Annotated in this window: 21 protein-coding genes; 15 read left to right on the top strand and 6 right to left on the bottom strand. The window is 35.3% G+C overall.

Annotated elements, in window-relative coordinates; genetic code table 11:
- Positions 1 to 824: 824 nt before the first annotated feature.
- A complete protein-coding gene (locus AC3WSO_RS00345) occupies positions 825 to 2,252 on the bottom strand; it encodes a serine hydrolase domain-containing protein (protein ID WP_492527775.1) in 1,428 nt (475 codons plus the stop codon).
- 204 nt (positions 2,253 to 2,456) lie between these two features.
- Between AC3WSO_RS00345 and AC3WSO_RS00340 the strand changes: the two genes are divergently transcribed.
- On the top strand, positions 2,457 to 2,672 hold the full coding sequence (locus tag AC3WSO_RS00340) for a hypothetical protein (protein ID WP_492527773.1): 216 nt from the start codon (positions 2,457 to 2,459) through the stop codon (positions 2,670 to 2,672).
- A gap of 840 nt (positions 2,673 to 3,512) precedes the next feature.
- On the opposite strand, the gene AC3WSO_RS00335 is transcribed toward AC3WSO_RS00340, so the two are convergent.
- Positions 3,513 to 3,608, bottom strand: coding sequence for a putative holin-like toxin (locus AC3WSO_RS00335; protein ID WP_492527683.1), 96 nt, complete (start codon positions 3,606 to 3,608; stop codon positions 3,513 to 3,515).
- Positions 3,609 to 3,933: 325 nt separating this feature from the next.
- On the opposite strand from AC3WSO_RS00335, the gene AC3WSO_RS00330 reads away from it, so the two are divergent.
- A complete protein-coding gene (locus AC3WSO_RS00330) occupies positions 3,934 to 4,203 on the top strand; it encodes a hypothetical protein (RefSeq protein WP_492527771.1) in 270 nt (89 codons plus the stop codon).
- 384 nt (positions 4,204 to 4,587) lie between these two features.
- Here the strand turns inward: AC3WSO_RS00330 and AC3WSO_RS00325 are convergent, their stop codons facing one another.
- On the bottom strand, positions 4,588 to 5,811 hold the full coding sequence (locus tag AC3WSO_RS00325; RefSeq protein ID WP_492528048.1) for an IS110 family RNA-guided transposase: 1,224 nt from the start codon (positions 5,809 to 5,811) through the stop codon (positions 4,588 to 4,590).
- A 563-nt stretch (positions 5,812 to 6,374) separates the two neighbouring features.
- On the opposite strand from AC3WSO_RS00325, the gene AC3WSO_RS00320 reads away from it, so the two are divergent.
- The 7 genes from AC3WSO_RS00320 to AC3WSO_RS00290 all read left to right on the top strand — a co-directional run bounded on the left by AC3WSO_RS00320 (position 6,375) and on the right by AC3WSO_RS00290 (position 16,319).
- Positions 6,375 to 6,749 carry an STAS/SEC14 domain-containing protein gene (locus AC3WSO_RS00320; protein ID WP_354470968.1) on the top strand — a complete coding sequence of 125 codons (375 nt, stop codon included), beginning with the start codon at positions 6,375 to 6,377 and terminating at the stop codon, positions 6,747 to 6,749.
- 219 nt (positions 6,750 to 6,968) lie between these two features.
- Positions 6,969 to 7,496: a GrpB family protein gene (locus AC3WSO_RS00315; protein WP_492527769.1), complete on the top strand. Its 528-nt coding sequence runs from the start codon at positions 6,969 to 6,971 to the stop codon at positions 7,494 to 7,496.
- 507 nt (positions 7,497 to 8,003) lie between these two features.
- On the top strand, positions 8,004 to 9,332 hold the full coding sequence (locus AC3WSO_RS00310) for a CHC2 zinc finger domain-containing protein (protein ID WP_492527767.1): 1,329 nt from the start codon (positions 8,004 to 8,006) through the stop codon (positions 9,330 to 9,332).
- 805 nt (positions 9,333 to 10,137) lie between these two features.
- The gene (gene ltrA / locus AC3WSO_RS00305) at positions 10,138 to 11,970 is read left to right on the top strand and encodes a group II intron reverse transcriptase/maturase (RefSeq protein WP_492527765.1); all 1,833 of its coding nucleotides are present in this window, start codon (positions 10,138 to 10,140) and stop codon (positions 11,968 to 11,970) included.
- 753 nt (positions 11,971 to 12,723) lie between these two features.
- Entirely contained in the window at positions 12,724 to 13,335 is a 612-nt protein-coding gene (gene sigY, locus AC3WSO_RS00300; RefSeq protein ID WP_492527763.1) for an RNA polymerase sigma factor SigY, read from the top strand.
- On the top strand, positions 13,322 to 13,666 hold the full coding sequence (locus tag AC3WSO_RS00295) for a YxlC family protein (RefSeq protein ID WP_492527761.1): 345 nt from the start codon (positions 13,322 to 13,324) through the stop codon (positions 13,664 to 13,666). The genes sigY and AC3WSO_RS00295 overlap by 14 nt, the downstream gene beginning before the upstream one ends.
- Positions 13,667 to 14,237: 571 nt before the next feature.
- Entirely contained in the window at positions 14,238 to 16,319 is a 2,082-nt protein-coding gene (locus tag AC3WSO_RS00290; protein WP_492527759.1) for a serine hydrolase domain-containing protein, read from the top strand.
- Between the two features lie 439 nt (positions 16,320 to 16,758).
- Here the strand turns inward: AC3WSO_RS00290 and AC3WSO_RS00285 are convergent, their stop codons facing one another.
- Together AC3WSO_RS00285 and AC3WSO_RS00280 are read right to left on the bottom strand one after the other, a co-directional pair.
- A complete protein-coding gene (locus AC3WSO_RS00285) occupies positions 16,759 to 17,970 on the bottom strand; it encodes an IS110 family RNA-guided transposase (RefSeq protein WP_492527757.1) in 1,212 nt (403 codons plus the stop codon).
- 437 nt (positions 17,971 to 18,407) lie between these two features.
- A complete protein-coding gene (locus AC3WSO_RS00280) occupies positions 18,408 to 18,836 on the bottom strand; it encodes a HEAT repeat domain-containing protein (protein WP_492527755.1) in 429 nt (142 codons plus the stop codon).
- Between the two features lie 754 nt (positions 18,837 to 19,590).
- Here AC3WSO_RS00280 and AC3WSO_RS00275 point away from each other — a divergent pair.
- Positions 19,591 to 19,806 carry a hypothetical protein gene (locus tag AC3WSO_RS00275; protein ID WP_323654415.1) on the top strand — a complete coding sequence of 72 codons (216 nt, stop codon included), beginning with the start codon at positions 19,591 to 19,593 and terminating at the stop codon, positions 19,804 to 19,806.
- 363 nt (positions 19,807 to 20,169) lie between these two features.
- The gene (locus AC3WSO_RS00270) at positions 20,170 to 21,240 is read left to right on the top strand and encodes a hypothetical protein (RefSeq protein WP_492527753.1); all 1,071 of its coding nucleotides are present in this window, start codon (positions 20,170 to 20,172) and stop codon (positions 21,238 to 21,240) included.
- 876 nt (positions 21,241 to 22,116) lie between these two features.
- Here the strand turns inward: AC3WSO_RS00270 and AC3WSO_RS00265 are convergent.
- Positions 22,117 to 22,461, bottom strand: coding sequence for a hypothetical protein (locus AC3WSO_RS00265; RefSeq protein WP_492527751.1), 345 nt, complete (start codon positions 22,459 to 22,461; stop codon positions 22,117 to 22,119).
- A gap of 1,953 nt (positions 22,462 to 24,414) precedes the next feature.
- Between AC3WSO_RS00265 and AC3WSO_RS00260 the strand changes: the two genes are divergently transcribed.
- The 4 genes from AC3WSO_RS00260 to AC3WSO_RS00245 all read left to right on the top strand — a co-directional run bounded on the left by AC3WSO_RS00260 (position 24,415) and on the right by AC3WSO_RS00245 (position 26,826).
- Positions 24,415 to 24,861 (top strand): hypothetical protein, encoded by a 447-nt coding sequence (locus AC3WSO_RS00260; RefSeq protein ID WP_492527749.1) that lies wholly within the window; start codon positions 24,415 to 24,417, stop codon positions 24,859 to 24,861.
- A 649-nt stretch (positions 24,862 to 25,510) separates the two neighbouring features.
- On the top strand, positions 25,511 to 25,954 hold the full coding sequence (locus AC3WSO_RS00255; RefSeq protein WP_492527747.1) for a hypothetical protein: 444 nt from the start codon (positions 25,511 to 25,513) through the stop codon (positions 25,952 to 25,954).
- 174 nt (positions 25,955 to 26,128) lie between these two features.
- On the top strand, positions 26,129 to 26,455 hold the full coding sequence (locus AC3WSO_RS00250) for a TrbC/VirB2 family protein (protein WP_492527745.1): 327 nt from the start codon (positions 26,129 to 26,131) through the stop codon (positions 26,453 to 26,455).
- Positions 26,456 to 26,523: 68 nt separating this feature from the next.
- Positions 26,524 to 26,826 carry a hypothetical protein gene (locus AC3WSO_RS00245; RefSeq protein ID WP_492527743.1) on the top strand — a complete coding sequence of 101 codons (303 nt, stop codon included), beginning with the start codon at positions 26,524 to 26,526 and terminating at the stop codon, positions 26,824 to 26,826.
- The last annotated feature ends 1 nt before the right edge of the window (position 26,827 follow it).

The following is a 26,827-nucleotide window of genomic DNA, read 5'->3' as shown; positions in this document are numbered from 1 at the left end:
CAAGTAATTTATGAAGGGTACTTCACGTTTCCATCAGACCTCCCCGGGTAAGCACGTGCACTTTCACACCATCTATCCGCCTCATTTACTCGATATGACCTTCGACAGAAAGGACTTTGTTTTGATTTGCAAACTCATCCAATCATACCTAGCCTTCTATGAGGTTCGTGTTCCTCGGACCGGTGTTTTGCCTCCAGCTTCCTTCAGATTCCGCGTCGCCACGGACACCCTTGCTCTTGGCTAACCTCTACTTCTGTCTTCGGGGTTCGGGACTTACACCCTATAGTTCATATGCATGCCGGGCGCACAAATAAAAATGCTCACTCGAAGCCAACGAGTGAGCATTTTAGGACAATCACAAAAGTGAGAAGAACCACCATATGAAAACAAAAGAAGAATTCTTATCGCTATTGCAAATATACAAAAATTATAAAGGTTTAAAAATATTAAATCAATGGATTTGTAGTTTTATAAAAAAGTTTGATTAAAAATCCTGTGTTGATATATAGTTTTTTTTCTTAATCCGCAATCGGGCCAGATTGTTGAATAACAGTCTTTTTAAGAAATGTTACCTAACGACGCTTGTGCAAAAATAATATTGTTGTTTAATTTACAATAAAGTCATTTAAAAAATAATATAGTTGTTTAAAAATCCTTATTCCGAACGAACAAGTTAGTGGAAGTAATAGTAATTAGGTTTGGCTGGGAAAATTGTCGATGATATTAAAAAAGACACCGAAGTGTCTTATGTTTTTCAAATTAAGCATACCGATAAATTGAAATTTAATTACTTAACATTTTGCTTATCTTGGGAGCAAGGTATTTTATCGGTGAGTGTATACAAACCATGTAATGCTTGCTGTTAATAATGCTGACGAAATCAAAGCTGTAAGAACACTATATGTTCGCCAAATAAGTATCGTTGACCAATCTAAAGCACAGCACAGTATACCCAGGGCAATCGTAGCGATCAGGAAAATAATTGTTACGATTATTCTCTTTTTTGTCATTGGCTGCCGCTCATTCGTTTTCCTTCTGCGTAATCCTAAGAGAAATAACAAAACGGCCAATAGGCAAAGAATAATTGTGATAGACGACAAAGTGATATCCAAAAGCTGTGTGCCGCTTATTTCATATGACTGAGTTAGATTGCCGTCTAATATATCTTTAACTTTTAGTACCAGGTTTATATTGGTATTTGCACCGTTGCTCAGCAAGCAGACGGCTGTTCGTTCATTTAGCAGTATGGCTACTTCGGTTCTGAAATTTGGATTGCCCCCAGTGTGTTCTATAATCGTTTGGTCGGCGTTTACCGACCAGCCTGCCGCATAATGCATATCGTTGACAGCCGAAACAGACATATCACCCCTATGTGATTTTTCGATAACCGTGTGAAATATTTCGGGTATGTCCTGCACAATACCCATCTGTATACCCATCCAACGCGCCATATCTTTTGTATTAGAAATGATGTAGCCTGCGGGTTTATTCCCCGCATAATCCGGAGCTTTAAATGGAGTTGTCATAAAAAAGGAAGTACGGTAGCCCTGTGCCAACTGTCCAGTGGCTTGAGCATCTTCTTTATAAGCATACGTCTGGTGAAGACCTAACGGCTGAAATACCTGTTCCCTCATAAAGTCTTCATAGCTTTGTCGCGACACAATCTCAATAACCAAACCCAATACGTCATAATTAACGGTTCCATAGTTATACTGTTCACCGGGAGGGAACGCCAATTCAGCATCTACGAGCATTTCCACAGTCTTTTGCAACATATCCGGTGTATTGCCTTGTGGAATATTTTGAGTATGCCTAATATTTGTTAGACCACTGGTATGGTGAAGAAAGTTATTTAGTGTAAGGCTTTGCATATCAACAGGTTTCCCTTGATACTTTAACGTAAACCAAGGTAAATATTTTTGGACAGGGTCAGTCATTGAGAGCAGCCCTTGTTCTTCCAACAGCATAATACCCATACCGGTAAAAGCTTTACTGACCGAGGCTAACTCATAGAGTGTATTTTCACTTGCAGACACCCCCTTTTCACGGTCTGCATACCCTGAAGAAAAGTAGAACACTTCATCATCAGCAAGTATTGAGATTGACATTCCCGGCACACCTGAAATACGAGAGGCATCATCTAGCAACGCTTGTATTGCCGCAGATTTCGAATCTGACAACGCATAACTTTGTGTTGCAAATCCTGAGAATAAAATAAATATCGTTAATACAAAAACAATAATCTTTTTCATAAACTCTCCTTTTCGAAAAATTATAAGAGAATAATATAAATAACCTACTTTTACAACTACTAAACTAAATTTTAATTTATCTTTCTATTCACCTATATTATATCAAGTAATTGTGAAGAGTTACACTTAACGAACAAATGCGTTAGTTCAATAAGAAAAACGATCTTCAACAATCGGGCGCAATTGTGGAAGAAGCGTCGCTTATTGGATTTACTTGAACCTTTATATCGAATTATAAAGGATGACACGAATTACGATGAATTAGACCGAGAAGATATTACATGTTCAATATGTGGGGAAAAAATCCGACCTTGTGCCCAATCGGTTCAGGCGAGTCCTGGCAATGCTAATAACGGAGCGGCTTCTTCCACGAAGATTTGTCCGCTAACGTCAGGCCAGCCGATCACGGCAATATCATAAGCAGAGGAAAAAGCGCTGAGGTCGCCTGCAAAGCATTCAAGTGGGTTGTCATTGCGGACCAGAGGGAATGTGCGTAGGCCGACTGATAGCTCGAGTCGTATACCCAGTTCATCGGCGAATCAGGGAACGATAGGCCCTGTGTGCGTAGGATCTCCGCTGAAAACTGGGCGATGGGTACAGCCAGTGCCTTGCCTGTTTCCACAAGCACGGTCGTATGGAGTGCAATTTTTTCAGGTGTGGGTTTATCGGCTAAGTGGTTCGTCAGCAAATCCGGCAGGGCATCGATTACCTGGCCGCGCTCGAAGACCACGTAGGGCAAGTACATCACATGAATGGAGGTAAAAGAAATGCTTGATAGATTCAAAAGTTTTTAGAAATTCTTGAGACTATGGACTATGGACCAGGACAAAAAGATTTTATCAATAACTTTTATAATCACTTTTTTAACAGTATCTACGATCAGGGGGCACATATAGCAACTCAGCGCATTTTTAAAGGAAAAGGAGATTAGATTTTTTATTAATCAACTTTGTTAGTGATTTGTTATAAAGAGCAAATGGAGTACTTGTTTCTTGGATATCAAGGACGTTATTCCTGAAGACAGAATACCTTTTATTGGGGTGCTACAAAGAGATTACATAGATTCAAAACTGCTCTTAGAACAGTTCAAATATCTTGAATTTTAATGTCAATATGTTATAATTTAATCAGATAAGGAACAGATTAAAAAGACCGAATAGTGCTGGAACACTACTCGGTCAGTAACAAAACAAATCGCTTCAAAGGCGATTAGCACTCAGTGAAAGTAAACTGACCCGAATGCTTGGAGGCAGGGGCGGTTTACTTTTTTTGTGAAAAAGTATATGACAAGACGATAATCGAAACAATCAGTCCAGCGAAACTGATCATTAATGATAATCCTTCAAAAACTGTCATTAGCAGCATCTCCTTCCCCTTTAAAAACTGAAGATAATAGGTGAAGAAATGTATGCTAACCGCCCATGAAACCTCTATTTTGTTACTCCTTTATTATACCATTTCTAATATAAATTACATAGCTTTTCCAAAGGTATATCAATGTTTTCTATAAAAAAATGAACTATCGTTTAATGATGAAACGCAGCACATATAAGTGTTGCGTTTTTTATTTTTGGACTATAAATGCCCTAAACGCTGTCACTTTTCAAATTTAAATAAATGATATTTTAAAAATAGCTCAATGAGTTAAATATTGATTCAGCCATTTAGAGAGGAGGAAAGCATGGGGGAAAGAAACTCATACTCGCAAGTAAGGCAATATTTGTTATCTACCAATGTTAATTCTGACATTATAAATCGCTTAGACACTTTAGAAGTTTGCAAACAGGAAGAACTTGCAAATATGTTTAGTGCAATTGCCGAAGATGAAATCCTACAAATTTTAGCATTACTAGATAAGGATTTTTTAAAAGAATATTTACTTAACCAAAGATTACAACAAGAGCAAGTATTAACATTAGTTAGCAACTCATTTCTTAACACATTGAATTAAGAAAGAGGTTTATATATGGGGAACTTCTTATTTTTTATGTTCTATGTGATTTCAGTCCTTCTTGCAGTGTTTGGCAGTTTTAGTATGAATGTGCTTACAAGCTGTTTTATAAGTATTTGCTTGGTTGCACTTGGAGTATTTGCTGTTCAAAATTAAAAGCGATGCGATGTTTGGTATTGGCATTGTAATCATGGGGCTCTTCTACGGTCTAGCGGCTTATCTAGCAACGTACTTTTCCTTTTTAGGTCCTTTTATCAGCTTCTAATTAAACTCCCATGAAAATAAAACTCTTCAATTTCGGAATAAAGACAACACGAAAGCAGACGCAGCCCATTTGTTTTTTAAAATTTGCAGCGTCAAAATTAGGAAGAATTATTTGTTGGATTAGGAGGCATCCGGTTCAACGATTGTGACGTTATACCCTAAGTTTTCAAGTCTTCGAACTGAATATCGTACAATAGATTGTTCTTTTTGCTTGTCAAAGTAATCTTCACCTAAGTCTACGTACATTTCTTTGCGTGTTAAGAGATAGTAGGCGATTCTTAAAATTGCATGGGCAACGGATATTCCTGCTCGCTTTTTACCTTTTCGCGAAGCAGTTCGTCTATACATTGCACCCAGGTAGGTTTTGGATCCTCTCACAGAATGAGCGGCTTCTATTAAAGCTGATTTCAAGTATTTGTTTCCTTTTTTCATATTAGTTGATTTCCTTTTACCAGCACTCTCGTTGTGTCCAGGTACTAGCCCTGCCCAGGAACATAAGTGAGCCGCACTGGGGAATTGCTTCTCCACGTCGGTTCCGACTTCTGCTAAGATTTGCTCAGCCATTCGAGTAGCGATGCCAGGAATGGAATCCAACCGTTCTATATCTTCTTGGTGAGAAGAAAGTCTAGTAGCTACCTCCAGATTTAACAGTTCAATCTGTTCACTCAGAAAATCAATATGGGTTAGAATGGTTTTTAACATTAGCCGCTGATGTGGATTGATATACCCGCGAAGAGCGAGTTCAAGCTCGTCCTTTTTCTTCTTCATTGTTCTTCGAGCAAAGCTCGCTAGTTTTTCAGGATTATCCTCTCCATCTGCGATGGCATGAAGCATGTCACGAGATGAGACACCCATAATGTCGGAGACAACGGAGCCAAGTTTGATATTTGCTCCTTCTAGTACCTTTTGAATCCGATTATGTTGTCTAGCACGCTCTTCAATAATACTACGACGGTATCGAACTAACTCTCGTAGTTCTCGTTGATTTCGGTCCGGAATAAAACTTGCTTTGAGCAGTCCGTGTCGAAATAGTTTGGCGATCCATTCTGCGTCTTTCACATCGGTCTTGCGACCTGGTACTGCTTTCATATGTTGAGCATTCACTACTAAAAATTCAACATTCTCAGCTTCAAGTAACTTAACGATTGGCTTCCAAAATACACCTGTACTCTCCATTGCTACGTGGGTACAACCATGCTCCTTGATCCAGTCGATTAACTGTAATAGAAATACAGTTTTAGTGGAAAACGTTTGAATCTCCTTTCCTTTTGGAGTCATAACACATGCAGTAATGGAATCCTTGTGAACGTCCATCCCACATGCGCGTTCAATGATTACTTCCATTGTAATCATCCTTTCTACGGCAAATAGTGTTGGAGGCTGGTGCAACAACCAGAGTAGGATTAATCTCCCATGAGTGCTTCCCGTAAGGGAGCGACATTCTGTGATGCACCGTGGTCGTTGGAGTCAGACTAACGGATGGGCTCTATGGCACCATAGTTCATCGACCTTCCTCTCCCAGCCGTAGTATCCTATACCCGATTTTCACATTTTCATTCTCTGTGGTGTAGCGCCGATTTTGCGCTACATGGATGGCTAACGGGGTGCAAGATTTAAACAAGATGTTGCTGAGGTAGCATCTTTTTTCTTATTGAGCTAACGGGGCAGGTTAGTTCAACAATGATGTTTAACCTTGTGTTCAACAATCGGGCCATTTAATTGAATAACACTTCTAAATTAAAAATAAGATTTTATGTTAATCTTGATGTGAGTTTGTGAAACAATGTACTTAAGCTAACGAAGCAGGTTAATTTAACAAGCGTAATGTCTTCGAACTATGCAATATTAAAATACATACCAAACTTACATTATTTGGTTTATAATGACGGAAAGGGGTTGTTTTTTTATTGAATGTTAAAAATGTAAGTACATCCATTTCTGAAGATATTATTATTACTAATTTGACAGGTTACATAACTCTTGCTGATGTAAACACATGGTTTAATTCATTTGAAAAAACGTGCTATTCATTTATTAAACAAGACAAAAAGTTTAAGTTGTTAGTTAATCGTAAAGGTTATACTCCAGAGCATTATTCTGTACAAAAATTGTGGAAAGATAAATTATACTCTAATAATATATTAGAGAACTCTATTGCAGTCGCTTTTTTATTAGAAGAAGGGGATATTCTAATTCATCTTGAAAAGTCTAATACTAAAGGCAACGTAATGTTCTCAAGTAACTTTGAACAATTAATTGACTGGCTTACTAATTATAAATAATGGATTTCTAACCCTGTTTTTCTGATAAATAACTTTTCGATTCACGGTTTGTGTCAGCTCAACAATATGTTATAAAACTCCCATGAAAGAACTTAATCATCTTTCATTTTCTGTGGTGAAGTGCTGATTTTTACATTTCATGGATGGCTAACGATGCAGTTTAGTGAAAGAAGGAATCACCAAAATAAAATCAAATTTTAAGTTTTATGAGGGCTGCCGATGAGAAAAACTGAAATACTTCCTTGGACAGAGGATTGGGTAAAACAATTTTATAAAGAAGAAATTATACTTAAAGATACTTTTAAAGATGAATTGCTTGGAATTCATCATATAGGGAGTACATCTATACCGACCATTGGTTTTGCTAAACCGATTGTAGACATCTTGGTTATTGTAAATGATATTGAGAAAGTTGATTTATATAACGAAAAAATGGCTTCAATAGGGTATGACCCTAGAGGTGAAAATGGCATATCAGGTAGAAGGTATTTTCCAAAGGGTAAGGAAAGAAGAACCCACCACGTACATGTCTATCAAGAGGGAATTGAAAATATTAGGATACATTTATATTTCAAGGAATACTTAATTAATAACCCAGAGGACGCAAGAAGTTACGGGAATTTAAAAATAAAATTAGCTAAACAGTTTCCAAATGATATTCATAAGTATCAAGAAGGTAAAGAATTTTTTGTTAACGAATTAGTTAAAAAAGCTATAAACTGGAGTTTAAAAGGAACTTCTTGTTGAACTAACGGAGTGCGTTAGTTTAATAAGAATAAAGTGATATTATGATTGAAATCAGATTTTAGTTATTCAATTAAAGGGCGCTATTGTTGAACAACATAGGAAGAAAATAATCAATCTTTTTTATAAAAATAAATCTTAGTATTACAATATAAGACACCATTTTGATAATTTTTTTCAAAAGGAAATCTTTTTATTTATAGAAAAAGCTTGTTTGTGGGATATTTTTTATCAAACTTTATTACAAAGCTACAGGATTTCTGCATTCTCTAATTAAATCCTATATATATCAATAACTCTGACATATTTATAATGACAAAATATAAATGGTTCTTTATACTTAAAGTATTACTTTTCTCGAATCTTTTACGCTCAATCCACATGGAAGAGCATATTTATTTAAAACGCTTATTTGAGTGACGATTACGACTTTTTTGTCGTGCCTTCGTTTCTTAATGGGCGTTTTTTGTTTTCGTCTAGGAGTTAAAACTTTTTTAGGAGCTGTTAAATATGGCAAAGATCAGTCAAGAAAGTATTAATAGAGTAAAAGCAGTGTCACTTATAGATCTAGTGCATGCGTTAGGTCTTCCAACAAAACAGGTTGGAAAACAATTGTTCATTCCTTGCCCCAATCCTGCCCATCACGAGTCTAAATTTGATACTTGTTGCATTGAGATTAATAAAAACATTTTTAACTGTTTTCATTGTGCTGAAGTAAGAGGTAATAACTCAATTTCTCTCTTTTCATGGTACCAATTTGGACAAAGGGAGGGAAAATTCAAAGAATCAGTATTAGGCGTAGCACAACTTATGGACATTGAAGTGAAAGATGATCGTGGAATAATTATGAAACCTGGAAACAACACTTACAAACCTACAGTAAAGGTTATTTCTAAGGAACTTGAACCACAAACTGCTCAAATAGTTGATGCCTTTTATCGTGCGTTTCTAGCTATGTGTCCACTTAGACAAGATCATGTAGAGGAATTAATGGAAAACCGTCGTTATTCAGTCGAAGAAATAAATCTTCATATGTTTCGTTCCGTGCCTACTTTGGAAGAATGGATCAACATTTACACAAGATTATATTCGTTTAACTATCAATTTGAACGTATTCCTGGTTTATCACAAGTTTTCCAACCTGATTATTTTGATTCTAAATTTCCTAAAGTATTAGGAGAAGCAGGAGTATTTGTAGATGCTAATGGAAAGGAACATGATGGCCATTGGTTCTATGTTTTAAGTGCGTCAAAAGGATATTTTATACCTGTGTTTAATGAGGATGGATTTATAATACGACTACGTGTACGTAAAGATAGTGGAGATCCTAAATATGTGTGGTTTTCTTCAACTCATAACATTGGAATTGAAAAAACTATTACAAAAGCACGACGTAATGGGGTATCTAGTGGTGCACCTATCACAATTGAGGTTCCACCAGATTATTTGAAAACATGGGAAACAGGTGTTAATGTCGCAAATGTAATATCAACAAGAACTTTGTTAGTATTAGAAGGTGAGCACAAAGCGAAAATAAGTGCAAAAACGTTTAATGTATTAGCAGCTGGGTTACCAGGAGTAGGTAATTTTTCTCAACTTTTAAAGCTTATTCAAAAATGGAACATAGAAAAGCTAATAATTGCGTTCGATATGGACACATTACAACGCAAAAATGATTTAGAAGAAAGTGTAAAGAAGCAGGCGACACTAATGGATATTGTCAATCGTTTTGCGATTGAAGTCGCTAAACTAGGAGTAGAGAGCGTGATATGGACTTGGAATTTAAATGATGGTAAAGGCCTTGATGACCGTGCGACTCGTTCACTATTGAAAAGATAGTGCACAAAGTCCGAGAACTTCTTAATTTATAAGAAGTCCTTAAATACTTTGGAGAACTAACAAATCGAAGAGTGGAATGATAGGGTAACGCCTTGAAACGCTCTCTCTAATACTACGACATGCGACTAACGCTTGTGTAAGCTGAAGTGGTATGAAGCTCGTTGAAGTCGGCTGAAAAGATACCGTCTTTGAAGGTTCCTGCGTAACACAGGAAAGGTAAGAACGAAAGGTCTAGTAGAGGTACTGGCTGTATCTGATAAGTCGGGAGTCGTAAAAAACTCGGTATGGTGAGAATGTGTGTAGACACTGACGAACCCACGAATGTAAGTCTCGAAACAAAGCACCCTAACTAACAGTAGGGCGCAGTTAATACTGCTCCATCTCACGGATGAGTAAAGATGGTCGTTAAGAAAATCCGGTAACTGTTACAGGCAGTTAAGAAGATGGCGGGACAAAGTGAGGCATCTAACCCGAGACATTGATAGATTTGTTGGAACGAGGAAAGCTGTGAACATTGGAGATTACACAATCAATGATAATGTCAAGACTCGGTAAACTTAATGTGCATAACATTTAAGCTAAGAGTTTCTAATCACAGTGAGAGCGGTGGCGCGACCTAAGAAGGTTTTGTAATGAAACTGGAGGAACAGCCACTAGTCAACACTAATAAAACTAATCACCTCACAAGTAACATGGATTCTCGTAAGACTTAAAAGGTCACGAGCCAGTGAAAGGTGCGTGATAGACCATGACGATAAAGAACACTCTGAAAGTAGCGAGACTTAGACACTCTGAATACTACGGTATGGAGGATATTCAAGTTGACCTATACAAACAGAGTCAAGAAGGTAATAATTTCAGAAGTTTAATGAAAATAATTACCTCAAGGGACAATATTCTTATGGCGTACAGAAACATTAAACGCAATAAAGGTAGTGTCCCTAAGGGTATTGATGGGCAAACCATCGAAGATTTAGAACAGCTTGGAATCGAAAAATTTATCGAAATTGTTCAAAAAAGGTTCAATCATTACAATCCTAGAAAAGTTAGACGGGTAGAGATACCAAAAGCAAATGGTGAAAAACGCCCGCTAGGTATTCCGTCAATTTTGGATAGAATTGCTCAACAATGTATCCTTCAAATTCTTGAACCGATATGTGAAGCGAAATTCTACAAACATAGCTATGGTTTCAGACCACAAAGGTCAACAGAGCACGCAATAGCAGATGTAGCTATGAGAATGAACCGGGCTCACTTATCATGGGTTGTAGACATTGATATAAAAGGTTTCTTTGATGAAGTAAACCACACGAAATTGATGAGACAGTTGTGGACATTAGGCATAAGAGATAAGCAATTATTAGTTATTCTCCGAAAGATGCTTAAAGCTCCCATTGTTTTGACAAACGGAAAAGTCGTTCAACCAACCAAAGGTACTCCTCAAGGTGGAATTCTTAGCCCTTTACTAGCCAACATCAATTTAAATGAATTTGATTGGTGGATAGCTAACCAGTGGGCGACAAGACATTGTGCGGAAATTGGACATAGATACATGTACAATGGCACAGAAAATATGTCGCACCACACCGAAAAGCTAAGGAAATCAACAAATCTTAAGGAGATGTACTTGGTAAGATATACCGACGACTTTAAAATCTTCTGTCGCAATAAGGAAAGTGCAGAAAAAATCTACCATGCAGCAAAACAATGGCTAATGGAAAGATTGCACCTACCAATATCAGAAGAAAAGTCCAAAATAACAAACCTAAAGAAAGAGGCCACTGAATTTCTTGGTTTCTCTCTAAAACTTGCAAAGAAAGCAAATAAATGGGTTTGTTATTCACACGTATCAGAGAAGTCATTAATACGAATTAAAAATGACTTAAAAAGGCAGATAGTTAAGATTAGTAAACTTCCCAATAGTATTTATACTCAACACGAGATTCGTAAATACAACAGCAAGATAATAGGAATTCATAACTATTATCGTATTGCTACTCATGTAAATGATAGCTTTAATAAGTTGGGAATAGGGATACACAGAACCCTATATAATCGGAACAAAGATGCTGGATACTCTCGATACGGAAATGTCAATCAAAAGAGTGTGGATAAATCATATAAACCTTATCTAAAGTCAAAACAAATACGTTTTATACATGGTTTAGTTATCTTACCTGTAGCACTCGTACAAACTAAAAATGCTCAAAGTAAGATGGCTAAGATTAATCAATACACATTAGAAGGTAGAAAGCTTATTCATCAAAGGCAGACACAAATACCAGAAAGTTTACTGAGATGGTTGAGGGAAAATCCGATAAGACACGAACAAAGAGGAACTGTTGAGCTTAATGACAACAGAATTTCTAAATATGTCGGTCAAAAAGGACTATGTGCAGTCACAGGAAAAGAAATGATGCCCTGGGATATGCATTGCCACCATATCATTCCATGGTATTTGTCAAAAGATGATGGATATAACAACCTCGCTCTAGTGTTAGAGGAAGTTCATGTAATTCACACCACCATAGAGCGCAAGACTTTGGAATATATCAAAATATTGAACTTGAATAAAGAACAACTAGATAAATTGAACAGTTTTCGAGAAAAAGCTGGAAATCAGAAAATAAACTTCTAAAATTATTTCTGGAAATCAGAAAATCGTGAGGGTAACGATTAGCTTATTAGCGTTGATGGCACGCGGTATGCGGTGAAAGTCGCACGTACCGTGTTGGGCGGGGGAAAAGTTGGAGATAATTTCAAATACTTACCTATCGCACCCGAAATGGGCAGGCGCTACATCCTACCTCTTTGGAGATAGGAAATGCGTCACATTTACCCAAAATTGCAAATTACCAATCGAATTTAATTTAAGAACAAAACGTTGGAGAGCTATAACACTTGATTCGGTGCATGATTTATAAAACCAAAAATAAATGGCATTTTAAGAATTCCTTATTAAACATAGTTGTTGAAGTCTAACTAAGGATTCTAAAGTGCTACACCCAATGGTTTATTGCATGAATATAGGGTAATTAAAATACTAAACTGTACCCTATAAGATAGACACTTTGAAAAAAGTCTATCCTATATGTAGTTTTATAAAAAAGATTGATCATTTAAAACAAAGTTCGATAAATTAAAATAAACATTGATTATTTTAATAAAGTTTGATTAAAAATCCTGTATCAAAACAGGATTTTTTCTTATTCCACAAACGGGCCAGTTAGTTAAAGAAGACATACTTAAACAAAACATAATAGTTTGATAATACTATAATAATGAAACAAGTATTCTGAACTCGTTGAATGAGAACAATACTTTGGTTTTTGGTCAAATATATAACTTTTAAGTAAACTACTTAATAAATACTAATAGATGGATTTTTGTTGTGATTCTTTATTTTGAAAATGAACGATTTTTCCCAGTAAATCGTATTACATATAAATCATTATTGTATGGAGTAGATCTCATGGATGAAAAGGATTTAATTCGAAAAGCGAAAAAAGGAGATACATTGGCTCTTTCGAAACTGCTACAACAGAATTATTCGTTCCTCGTAAAGTATTTAATGAAAGTTACTCTTCATCCACAAATCGCAGAAGATTTAACACAAGAGACGATGATGAAGTGTATTGAAAAAATCCAACTGTATAATGGTGAATCCAAGTTTTCATCATGGCTCATCACAATCGCAACGAACCTTTTTATCGATCAACAGCGCAGAAAGAAGCGGGAGAAAAACTGGCTAGAGCAGGAACAAGCGCTCCGAAAAATGAAATGGAATGCAGCCATTATGAACAAAGAATGGAATGATGTACTTGATGTACTTGCTCAAATTAATGAAGAAATACGTATGCCAATCGTGTTAAAGCATTATTACGGATATTCATATAAGGAAATTGGAAAAATGATGGGTATTGCAGAAGGAACAGTAAAATCTCGAGTTTCAAATGGTCTAAAAAGTGTACGAAAGGAGTTGGCTGAACTTGAAAGAGTATGATTCTAAAAAAAGTAATTCTATGTTGGATGATGAAAATGAATTAACGGTTAAGCAATTAATAGATGGTTTAGAAAAACTGGATCAATGGAATCCAGTATCTACTCCAAGCTTACAATGGTTTCAACAGATTGTTGAATTAGAGAAAAAAAGAATACGAAAAAAACAATGGAAAGACCTCCTCACGTTTATCTCTGTTGCAGTATTTGTGCTTTCGGTTGGGATTGCTGTCGTTTATCGTCAGCCAATTCTTTTTCTTTATTTTCAGCTTGTGGGGATTATCTTATTGCCCTTAGCGCTTAAAAAAACTAGAAAGAAGGTCAGTAATGAATGATCTCAAATGAACTAAGTAGCACACCGCTTTGGTTATGCATCGTGATTGCATTCATTCTGATTTGTCAGAGCTCATGGATGTTTTGGGATGCACGGAAGAGGGGACACAATGCTTGGCTATGGGGCTTTTTAGGCCTTATTCAATTTCCAGCGTATCTTATTATCTATCTTATTTTTGCAAGAAAAATATTTAAAAGAAAGGTCTCAGGATCAAATTCCTGAGATTTTTTTTATTTATTTTTTCGTGAGTGAACGATTAGACGAACGTAATCGTATTAAGGGTAAATAAACAATTTGGAGGAGAAAAAAATGAATGAACTAGTAAATGGAATCCTATGGGAAAGGATTGCGCAAATTCTTGTCTTACAATGATTACCGCATTAGTTTGGTTGTATTAGAAATGAAAAAATTGAATCTCTTGTAAGCAATTTTGAGAAATTACTTGATAAATATCTTATGGAAGGCAGCTTCTATAAATTTTTACCATCTGTTAAATAAAGACAACAAGGAGATACCTTTGTTCGAAATAACAGCAATGAAATCAATCACTTATCTAAGGAGGCAATTCTTTTATGAAAAATAAACTATCTGGGGTGTTAGCCGCTACATTAGCGTTAACGATGAGCTTACCAACAGGGGCGATGGCGTTTTCTAGCAGTCAGACTACGGTTGTAGCTAGCCAAGAAGTAGCTAGCCAGGAACTGAAGAAGATTGCGGCAGAGAAGGCTGCGCTACTCACGAAGTCGTATGAGACGAATAGCGTGCAGTATGCGCTAATTGACAATGGCCAAATTATTTTGTCGGGTCAGGCAGGTAAGAACGATATGAAAGGGAAACAGCCGCTGACCAAAGATACCCTATACGGGATTGGTTCAGTCAGTAAAATGTATGCAACGGCGGCTGTGATGAAATTGGTCGACGAAGGAAAAGTTGATTTGGATGCTCCTGTTGTCCACTATGTTCCTGATTTCAAAATGAAAGACGAGCGTTACAAAAGCATTACGCCGCGTATGCTGTTGAACCACTCCTCCGGCTTGCAAGGTACTGCGTATAGGAATGCATTTTTATTTAAAGATAATGATACCTATGCCCATGATAACTTGTTGCAGCGATTGTCCAACCAGCACTTGAAGGCGGATCCTGGCGCGTTCTCGGTATACTGCAACGACGGCTTTACGCTGGCTGAGATTTTGGTGGAAAGAGTCAGCGGTCTGAGCTTTACCGAATTTCTACATAAACAGTTTACAGAACCCTTAAAGCTAAATCATACGAAAACGCCGCAGGACAAATTGGAAGATGATAAGCGGGCTGGACTTTATTTTCCAATGTACCAAGGGCAGCTTCCCACTGAATCGGTGAATGTTATCGGGGCGGGAGGGATCTCTTCCACAGCAGAAGATATGGTGCGATTCTCACAATTATTTATGGGACAGGAAAAAGGGATCCTCTCTGATAAGGCAGTCAAAGCGATGGAGCAAGAGGAATATAAAAAAGGAATGTGGCCGGGGGATGAAGCTAACAATCTCAACTATGGTCTTGGCTGGGATAGTGTGAAACTATATCCATTCAGTGAATATGGAATAAAGGGCTTGGTTAAGGGCGGAGACACGTTTTTACAACATGCTTCACTGGTCGTACTTCCTGAACAGAAGATGGCAGTGGCTGTGTTGTCATCCGGCGGCGGGAGTTCTGTAAATCAACTGATGGCGACTGAATTACTGCTCACTGCGCTTAAAGAGAAGGGCACAATTAAGGATATCAAGCCGAACAAATCCTTTGGCAAGCCGGTCAAAGCCAAAATGCCTCAAGACGTAGTGAAGAAAGCGGGTTTTTACGGAAATAGTTTAGGTTATTTCAAAATAGAAATTACGAAGAATGGAGAACTAATCTACCAGAGCCCATATAATCCAAAAGAAAAATATGTATATACTGCGAATGGAAGCTTTAATAATGAGAATGGTACCATCAATTTCGTCACTGAGAAGAATGGACGAACTTATTTGAAGGAGAGTACATATCCATCGGTGCCAGGTTTAGGGCAAATAGCGATGACTCAATATGTAGCCGAGAAACTTGAAGACAATGTGCTGTCGAAGGAAACCACTGCCGCATGGGCAAAGCGGGAGGGGGTCAAGTTCTATCTCGTAAACGAGAAATATAGTTCTGCTCAATATCTCGTACCACTGTTGCTTACAACACAAATTAATCGTCATGATGGTCTAGAGGGCTATTGGAACGGCAGAAAAATTACCGGCCCAAACACGGCTGCACATCAGCTCCAGATCCCTGGGATGGCAGGCCGTGATACGACGGAATCTCGTTTCTATACAAAAGGCGGTAATGAATATATGGAGATGTCCGGATTTTTATACGTAAGTGAAACCAACGTAAAACCGCTGGATGTAAGCCAATCATCCAAAGTTACGCTGCAAGCAAATGGGCATGCGAAATGGTTTACGATTCCGCAAGCGGCAGCAGGGAAAACGATGACCGTGGCGTTGCCATCGAAGAGTTCGTTCGCGGTGTATGATGAGAATGGAGTAGGTATCAATTTTACCGTTGTAAGCGGCAATAACAAAGTACAACTGCCGATGAACGGAACGGTTGTATTTGCTGGCGCGCCGAACTCGGAATTTGCAATCACGTTGAACTAACTACAATTTAAGATGTACTTCAACAAAACCAGTACGACACCGAAAAGGTGTTTTGCTGGTTTTGTTTGTATTTACGCATTCTCTTTACGAAGGGGCTTACTGAACACTTATCATTTCCCCATAAACAATCATGGTAATAATCTGTTAATGGTGTTTGTCTTAAAATACTAAAAGCTTTATGACAATAGCTGAAAGCATAAATTAAAGTGAAAGGGAATGAAATTGTTCCCTTTTTACTTTAGAACTTCTTAAACTAATGGGGTTTACTTGAAGATCATTGAGTTGCATATGCAGCTCTTTCTTACGATTAGTCAAGTATCTATAATAACTTTCTTAACTCTCTGATATTATTTTGATAAATTGGGCCATGCTGAATAAGCCTAGTGATTTTTCGATTTTTCATAAGGCTTTAGTATGTTAAACTGATGCTACGACTGTACTAGGGAGCCAACCTGTAGTCGTAGTTTTGATTATGTGTGACAAGAAAGAAGATCGTTTTCAATAACTTGTTTACACATGCGACGGAGGCAACCTTATGACATTTGTTATAGGGTTGCGTTTTTAATTTATCGTAGTACTCAACGATGTGATTTCCACCAAATCGTCGCTGTCTAATCATGTTCTGAACGGTTAGATACATTATTTTACGTAGGTGTTTATTGCCGCGTTTATTAATCTTGTCTTTAGCTATAAACTTCCCGGATTGATACCGCCTAATATCAATACCTGTATAGGCATTCAACTGTCTGTTGTTGTCAAACCTCTGAATGTTCCCAATTTCTGCTATGATTCTGACAGCTGAGTTAGCTCCAATAGCCGGAATACTACGTATTATGCTATACTCTTCAAGCCTTTCGGCTATCGACTCCATTTTACTGATACATTGTTCTTTCTGAAGGAGAAGCTCTTGAAACCGTTTAGCATATACACGAACTTGATCACAAACCACATCTGTTGAAGACGCGGCGGGGTAAGATTGCTTTGCGGCCTCTATTAATTCAACAGCTTTTTCCTCTGCTTTGTTTACTGCCATTCGTTTATTTGTGTTTGCGAGTATTCGATTTTTAATGATTGTTTTTGAATGATTCAAGACTAGATCTGGATGAGGGTATAATTGTACTACGTTTAGGAACAGTTCAGACTTGGTCGTGAAGATATTCTCGAGTTCAGGAAATGTTTCCTGGACGACCTTATGCAATCGACTGCGGGTGACGCTCAATTCATCATCCAATTCGCTGTAGTGTCTCGATAATCGTTTTAACTGACGGTAAACATCATTGGAATCTGTTTCAATCCGTCTTTCGTGCGTAAAGTGTGTGAGTGCCAATCGATGTGCATTACTTCGGTCCGTTTTGTGAATCCGTAAGGAATCACATTGGAGTTTTGCTTCCAAGGGATTTAATAGGCAATAACTATAGTTGTTCTCTTGCATGAAACGTTCCAGTGTTCTTGAATAGACTCCTGTAGATTCAAATACGATATGAGGTTGCTCATCATATCCTTCAATTAAGTCATCAATTAACTTTTTAAGGTCCATAAATCCCGGACGATTGTGCGCAATTTCCTTTTCCAACTGACATTTTTTCAGCGCGTTATAGACAACCATATAACTCTTTCCCATACTAATATCAAAGGCGATGACATGTTTCATGTTCTCCCTCCCTATGTGTTTTGAAGTCTTCACATTAGCCTTATTGATTCCCATTTCTTATACACGATCTCAAAGGATCCAACATACTTAAACCTGATTCAAATAAGGTTGTGAAGTAGGTCAGTTTTTTTTACGGATTCAAGATCCAAAGAGCTGCCCGACCTATTCTTCACCTCTACTATATAAAAAAATAGTAGTACGAACCAATGCCTTGGTCTGCACTACTAATCTTAGTATGTTTTTCTTATTGTACTAACTGCGCAGGTTAGTTGAAGAAGGTGTTTGTTTTATCATTAAACAATAGAGATAGATGATCAAAGAAAAGAAGTAGTACAACTTAATATTAGTTTCGATGAACCGCAGCTTAAGATAAGAAAAAGCCATTCCCTCCACAAGCAGAGAGAATGACTTTCCTTCATAAATCTCAAAACTACTGATTACAGTTTTGCCCAACGTTCCTCTAACCAGTTCATAAATTGTACACCTTTGTCGCCTTCATACGCATCAAAGACATCTAAACGCATACGTTTTAGTTTATCCGCAAAGTCTGCCACTGTATGGTCCTTCGGCAAGCTCTTTTTAACACGCAGGAAAATTTTATCTGTTCCTTTGATAATATCAAAACGTGCAGGTGATGGTTTCTCTACGTCCTCGCCAAGCGCCGCAAGTGCTTCATAGGCTGCTAATTGCACCTTGTTGACAGTATCATGCTGCATACGATTTTTTAATAAATCTATGATTTTGTCATGTTGATAAGCCGATAACTTTTCGACTGCGTCTAAACGCTCTCTCCAGCTAGACGTATAATTGGCCTGTTTTTTTAATGTTTCATACTGCTCAGGTAATGCTGTTTCAAATTGTTTCAAGTAATTGCACCTCTTTTTTTAACTAGAGGAAAAATGAATTCTTCTTCTGCTTCTCTTATTATACGTTGTCTTGGTGAAAATAGCGAAGAATCGATGGTAAGGAAAAATATAGAAAATGGAAACTAACAACATTAAGGTGAACCGTATCATAAGTATGTACTATTCTTATTAGATTTGCTTTAGTTATATAAGAAGATAGATAAACCAGAAGAAACAATCTTCTTAAGTAAAACATCCTTATAGCTAGTGGGAACTAGCTAAATTGAAACTTTGTCGAACTGCGTGCTCTTGACATATTCCCGGAAGTTTAAGATAATTGCAACTGAAAACATCTTAAATATTCCCGTTTTGTACTATGTTATGGAAGCACCGAGCATACGACTAGTTTCGTATGCTCTTTTTTATTCTCTAAGCTCCCTGTATAAGGAATAGAAAAACAAAAAAACCGCTTTACTTATAAAAAAAGTAAAACGGAGTGCTTTTGGTTTGTCTAGCGAATCAGGAAATTCGATAGAAAGGCGTGAACAACTGCGGGAACAGTTTTCACAAATAAAAGAATTTTATATTTATAAAAATGAATATATGATCACTTCAAAAAATCGGATTTTTTGAGGCGTCTTTAATTTTGTCTTTTTAAGACTTCTATGAAGAATAATATCAATTATTCTCAAATATATCAATGAGTTTATTGTAATCTCTTTTGTAGTATGTTAATTTTGAAAGTGTAACACATTTTTCTGAAGGAGGGATTAGGATGGTAACTTATACTCGTACAGCTACACCTGCACGAAAGAAAAGAGCTATGTTGGTTCGTTTTGAAGATGATATGAGTAAAAAAATAGAGGCGTTTCGTTTAAAACATGAACTTGAAACGGATCAAAGTGTAGGAATTGCATTGATTGAATATGCAATCGATGCGTTTGAACGTGGAGAGTTTGCTCTTGTTGAACACTCTAGAGCTACTAAATGAAGATACTACTGAAAAAAGAAAAGAAAGAAAAAACCGCTTCACAGATTTGGTCGTCTGAAAAGCGGATACTTTAGAAGTCGTCATTCGAATTTTGGTCGATTCGATTGACATAGTGTAAAAGCTGCTGGTCACAGTTTTTACGAGTTAGGTCTAAAAAAATTTACAAAACAAAAACAAAGCAAGGCAAAAAACAAAGAAAAACAAAAGATAAAACAAAAAACAAAACAAAACCTTTTTCAAAAAAATTATTTTGAAAAGGGCTACTTTAATATTGCCAAAAAACAGCCTTGTTTAGTTAATTACATAATAACAATTCTTACGAAAAATTTCAACGAGTTTTACATAGAAAGGAGGAGTAAATATATGGCTAAGGTACGTAAATTAGATGGGATTACTTTTTATCAAGCAGAATTAGAGTTTTTGAAATTACATTTTCGAGAATATTCTACTAGCTTAACAGCTGCATCCCTTGTCACATATTTGCTCCTTCGCAGCAATTGTGATGAAGAGGGATTAATACGTGAGGATGATTTTGTTCTTAAACACTTAACTAACAAATACGACCTCCCATACAGTTCTATTAATAAGGGCCTCTTGAGACTAGAAGAACTTGGTTTTGTACAAAGAGTCTTTAATAACCAGAAACACTATATCCAATTGCCATTAGTTTTACGTTTTGCCATTAAAGATGACCCACGGAAATCAGCTGATTTAAACTACTTCCGTATTCCAAATTATATTTTTGAAAATGGTTACTTAAATGCATTCATTAAAGCAAGAGATGTTTCAGGTATGGTTGGATTATTAGACATCGTTAATGCATTATATCGCGATTATTCTAATAAATCCCAATCTATAATCAAACGTAAAATCCAACCTTTATTATTAAAAATGAAGAAGAGTTTACGGAGCGGGAAAGATTGGCTGAAGCGACTGCTTAATGATGGCAACGGTTTAATCAACGAGGTCAATTTTGATCAACGAGATACATTCGGAAATTCAGTAGTAGAGTTACGATTTAATACTGATGCATTTAATGAACGAGAGGTAAATCCGATCGAAGAAGCAATTACTGCTATTGCTAAGAAAGAGATTCGGAAACACTTTAAAAATAGCACTATCCCATATAAAAACAGCGAACTAACGAACTGCATTAATATCTTTAAGTCTGACGTATTGGTGCATTTACATAAGCTACCTAACGTTGTGGCAAAAGACATGGCATTACACATTACAAAAAATCTATTAGTGGATGTATTACCAAAAACTATTTATGCTATCGAACACACTAAAGCTGGAAATCTCCCTGGATTATTTAGAGTGCGCCTGAAAGGATTCTTCAATTCATTTATTAATACCGATGAAAATGCACGAACTATGATCCGGTTTGCATATCAACGAAATAATACAGAAATTCCTCCATTATTTACATAGTAGCCTTTTTCAAAATAAGAAGCGAAAAAGGCTATTTGGCATTGAAAAAAACGAGTTACTCTGAACATTTAAGAGAACTCGTTTTTTTATGCTGTTTGAATATGTATTATATTCCCATCAACCTGCATTTATCAATCGATTTCAGAACTGTGGATTTTGTAGATGAAAGAAATAAGGTTGTTGATAGATTAAAACTAGACTGTTGAAATAGTGAATGACATTTTTATAGGTTGTTGATTACATAGAATAATATATTTCAATGATTTCATGGAGTGTTATAAATGTAGGTGGCTGAAGGGTTAGTAGAGATAAAGTTATCCCCTATAAATATATATATTGATTATTTACTATTATGTTTTCAGTTTAATTAATGGAAAGGGGAACAATTTGCTGTATTTGTTTTCGATGATTGAATGTTTGATTTTTTCTATTTAATATAATCTATTAATAATTATGTTTTGCTATTCAAATAAGAATTTGAAAACCAACATAAATAATTTATTATCATTATTTACAATTAATTATTATTTCATTTAAAAAAATGAAAATCACACAAAAAAAGAACGCTAGTCCAATAAAGGAAAAGCGTTCTTCTAAACAAGAGAACATTTATATTGAATTTTTAATAGTGAATCCAATTTTTTCGTATAAGATCGCCTGATACAAATTTTTTCCGTCCTGTTTTGTTTCAGACAAGGCAATAACTATCCATATTGCATTCGATAATAATATCTTTTTGTCAAAACGACTATACAAGGGTTTCAACTGTATCATTGACTCAAAATCTAAAATCATACATTCTCTTTAATTTTCTTACCTAGACTGAACATTTACAAATATATTACTTTATTCTAATTATACTTACCCACATACATATCAAATTTTATAAGTAAAAAGTGAATTTAAAAGAATTTCTTCTATATCTCCAGTGCCTAAAAATAACAGCATTCCTGCATTTTCAGTCAAGATAATTCCGTTTTTTTCTAATATTTCGAGAAATTCTAGAAATGTGCAATTTGCAATATACGTTGCGAAAGAGTCAATTGAAATAGCATTACTCTTAACGGTAACATCAAATGCATTAATCATAATGTTAGCCCATGCAACAGGGTTTTTGCTTAAAATTTCTTTGGCTATAGGCTCGATCATTTTACAATTATTTATTAAGCTTATATATTTTTGTATTTCTTTATCATTGTTTGAAAAAGTATTTGTTTTCATTAAGATTACTCTCCTTTATAAATCAACCAAACTACTACATGCTTTCATTCATAATGTTTACCATTCCAAAGAACAGGTCAATCACTGCATTGTCCAGTGCTAAATAATCTACAAAACTCTTTTGCAGTTTCTAATCAAACTGATCATGCTAAGAATTATGTTTGTCTTTGTTTCATAATCTTAGCCCCTTTAATTTTATTTTCGAAAATGTTACTACGTTACTATTTCTAGTAGATAATTGAGCACTCATTTCCTTTGATGGCTTTTCGTAATACGATTCATATTCCGCTATATACTTACTTAGGTAAGAGAAAGGAGAAATATTTTATTTCATTTAAGAGATTTATCTGGAATTTGTAAGATATTAAATGGTTAATTCATAGCGATGTCTACGTTCCATCTAAATAATAGGCTCTTACAAAAGTAATACCTACCTCCCGATCTGGAAAGTCATTTCTCTATGTAACTTGCGCAAGCAAACATTTTCTTTTAGTTTAAGATTCAATCTTATAGGATTGTACTTTAAGCTGGTCGAATTGATTTAGGAGGATATTTTAAGTAGAACTTCATAATAGGGGAGACAAAAGGTGTGTTAAAGTACCTTTAACTTTTGGATAGGTATTGATTAATACGCATGTCTTCCATAATGTCATACTTGTAATTTTTAGATTTAGTGAAAAAACTTTACAAAGTAATAATTCTGGTAACAAAATTCCCACCCCTTAACAAATTGAGTGTATCCTTCTAACCAAATAGGTGCCGTTAAAGTAATCGACAACTAAACATACAGGAAATATCACTAAAATCAAACGAATTGGTCTTAACATAATTCTTTCACTTGGGATATTTTAGGTAATCTAAAAAAGCACTCCATAGTGAAATAAGCATAGTAGCTTCATTCACATAGGAATGCCTTTAAGAAATTGTCCCTTCACCGTTTGGTTAGGGTGTTAATTGTAAAAATAAAGTAATAATTTATTTTAACATAAAAAGTTATTTCAGGTATATTGTGAACTACCCTCCACTTAGTAGCTCTTAAGAGCCTTACTTGAAGTGGGGCTTCTCGGAAAGATGTAACAGCTTTTGGCTATTGTGTTTTTGGAAATCCCGCTAAACAACAAGAATGTGGAACTTACGAAAGAGCTAAACGTGTAAATCCTTGTACTTTTGTACATAAAAAAGCAAAAGTTGGCCAAACCTTCACAACCTATCATCTAAATAAGAAGGATATTTTTAGTCGTCAAAACTCTATACATTGCAAAAAATACAGTTTTGGGAGAAGTTATTTGAAAATAGAGGACAGCGCAACATATGGTTCCTTCTAATACAATCCTTTGTTAAAGCGCTTTATGCACAAGTGAAAGGAACTTATCACTTGTGGGAAGATGTTCCAAAATAACAATCGCCTGAACTTTTAAAATGGAGCGATGTTTTTCTAATGTGTAATTTACGTTTCAAATTGAGAGTTTTATTAAAAAAATAATGTATAAACACAGGAATATAATACAGTTTTTGTTAAAAACGTGTGAATAAAGTTACATATATATATTATATAACTTGAAATTTCAAAAATAAGTAGTTATAATGGACTTATCTAATTTAGAACGATTAAAAGCTATAACCAAACGGTGAATAGCAATTTAAAGCACTCTTGAAGTGTTCAAACTTATCCATATAGGATAGGTCTGTTCATTTATCAAGAGTGCTTTTTTTCGTACTTGTAGATAATTAAAATTTTAGAAGGAATAGAAATTTTCGGGCGAGACATTTTTGTGTAAGTAAAACGTCGAAATAACAACGTTTAAGCGCCAATGAGGACTGTTCTTAAAGGTTACAAAGTCTAAATTTAAATATTGTAGTATATAGCGGAAGAAAGAAGGTCTGTCGAAGAACAAGTCTTATTTTTGAAATTTTTAGGGGCTCTTTTACCCATTTTCAGGAGGCTAACATTCAATGTTAGAAATATACTCAATCTTAGGGACTTTTTTATTAATGGTAGTAATAGGTGCATTAAGTGCATTAAGTGAAAGCTATTTGCAAAGAAAAGAATCAAAGTGGGCTTTCCTAGCAGCAACTAATGTAGAAAACCCTAGTAAAACTATTCAGTCGATTGATGAGACATCAAGTTATGAAAATATTAGTTATATAGATACAAATAATAATAATATTGAAGTGTCCGATGTACTACTTGGAGATGACTTGATAAATTATGAAGAAATTGTAACTAATGAGGAATTAGGAGCATTTACACATTCTGAGATTACAGATGAAGTTATAAATAATGTAATGCAAATTTATAATGCAATAAATCTCGAAGTGAATGATTATACAGAATGTTGTAATGATTTCCAAATTAATAATGAAGTGAAAGCTAAACTTGTGAAGAAGACATCTAGGTAAAAACTGCGGATTAAATTACAAATCTCTTAACAGAATTAAAGGGAAATGAACTATCAGTAGTTTATCTCTACATCAAGATCAAATATCTCTGAAGGAGATGATTATATACTTTTTAAAGGGATTCTATCATCAAATGAAGAATTTAGTGTGATTCACCCAGACGATGCTGAAACTGTGGAGCTTGGGTATGGGATTAAATCGTCTGTTATAAGCAGAATAGCATAAATATACATGAAGGAGTGTGGTTCCACACCCCTTCCTTAAATGATTCAAACAAATAAACTTAAAGTTTGAATCATTTAAGGAAGGGGGGATATCCTCACCAGAATTGGTATTTTATGATAAAATTTTAACGTTACATAGTAAATTGTACTTATTGTTAAACAGTGTCTATTGTCGTACTATTTTTGATAATATATAATTAATAGTTGTTAAATTTTTAAAAAAAAGGATTAATTTATAAATTTAATATAACAACTGATATCAAAAGTTTACAATATTATACGATGTTTAGACATTTAATTTCAAAGTGTGCGGGTCTTTAGAATCGTTTGTGATACCTATCTTAACAAAGGAGATCTAACGGGAGATCACTCCTTTTGACAATTTTTAAATTCTAAAAAGTATTTTGTTACGCGGAGGCAGGAAAATGGAGAAAACACTATTACCAACATCAAATGATAAAATAGCTGAACAACTAAAAAATGCCATGTTAAAGAGCACAGATATAATGGATGCTATTTGTTCTCAAGAAGAGGGCTTTATTGACGTTTTTATTAGAAAAGGCAATGTATCTAAGCTACTATATCAAAAATTTAATTTCGATTCCATGAAAGTTAATTTTGATGAGATGGATGACGATTTTAAACTGCAAACAGAAAATGAGTTTTTAGTACCAAAACAGATATACCGTCGTTTTACCTACTTATTATCAACTGCTATATTTTATTCACCATACATGGAGCACGGTCACTTACGTTTTGCTTTTAAATTCAGCAAGATGGAGAATGATCTTTGGCAGGAAGAATTCAAGATGGAATTCATCGCTGAAAAGCCTTTTAGAAATGGTGAAATGATTCCAGAATACGAATGAAAAGATTGACTTTTAAGTATAAATTTGTGATAATCTAATTAAATTTATAAGACGAGAGATTGACACGGAAGTACCGTGAAAGTTTAAAGGAGTTAGAAAACCATAATAGGTTTTCTAACTCCTTACTTTCACGGTACTTCTTTTTTTCGTTTTAAAAAGGAGGTGAATACCTAAATGAACCTTTTATCAAATTTATATTCTGTAAATTTACTAGCAAAAGCTAATACTCCTGCAGATTCAAATTCTTCCGGGTATTATACTAAAGGTAATACTGAACTTACAACCATACTTCAGGATATTATTTCATTAGTAGGAGGTATTGGAGGACTTTGTTTCACTTTAGCGGTTTTAATTATCGCTGTAGTCATTATTTTTGGTTCCATTTCTCCGCGAAACATTGGTAAATGGTGGACTGCATTGTTCTCATGTATAGCAGGGGCTGCATTGTTCTTCAGTGCATTCATGTTATCAGATGTACTTTCGAATTTATTTTCCAAGTAATTACCGATTAATCGTTTCATTTTAATGAGTGACATTTTGTGTCACTCATTTTTAAAAGGAGTAAATAAATGATTAAAATTCCTATTGATTTAACACAGGAGACAAAAACTGTACTAGCTTATTTTTCAATTCGACAATTACTGATTGTTGGTCCAGTTGCTGTAATTACAATATTGCAGTTGGTTCTTTTTAATTGGCCTTTCATAAGTGGATGGTTCGAATTCATTTGGAAGGTATTCGTTGTTTTATCATTGAACGGAATTACAGTTTCCTTAGCTTTTATTAATTTAGAGAAATATGATTGTTATCTGTCTGAATTTGTTGTACGTCGTTATAAATTTTGGCGATCACAAAAGACATATACAAATTAGG

It is taken from the genome of Lysinibacillus sp. EB106-09-02-XG168, from assembly GCF_058791475.1.
Note: the sequence above shows the minus strand (reverse complement) of the source record. Positions and strands in the feature narration are given on the sequence as shown.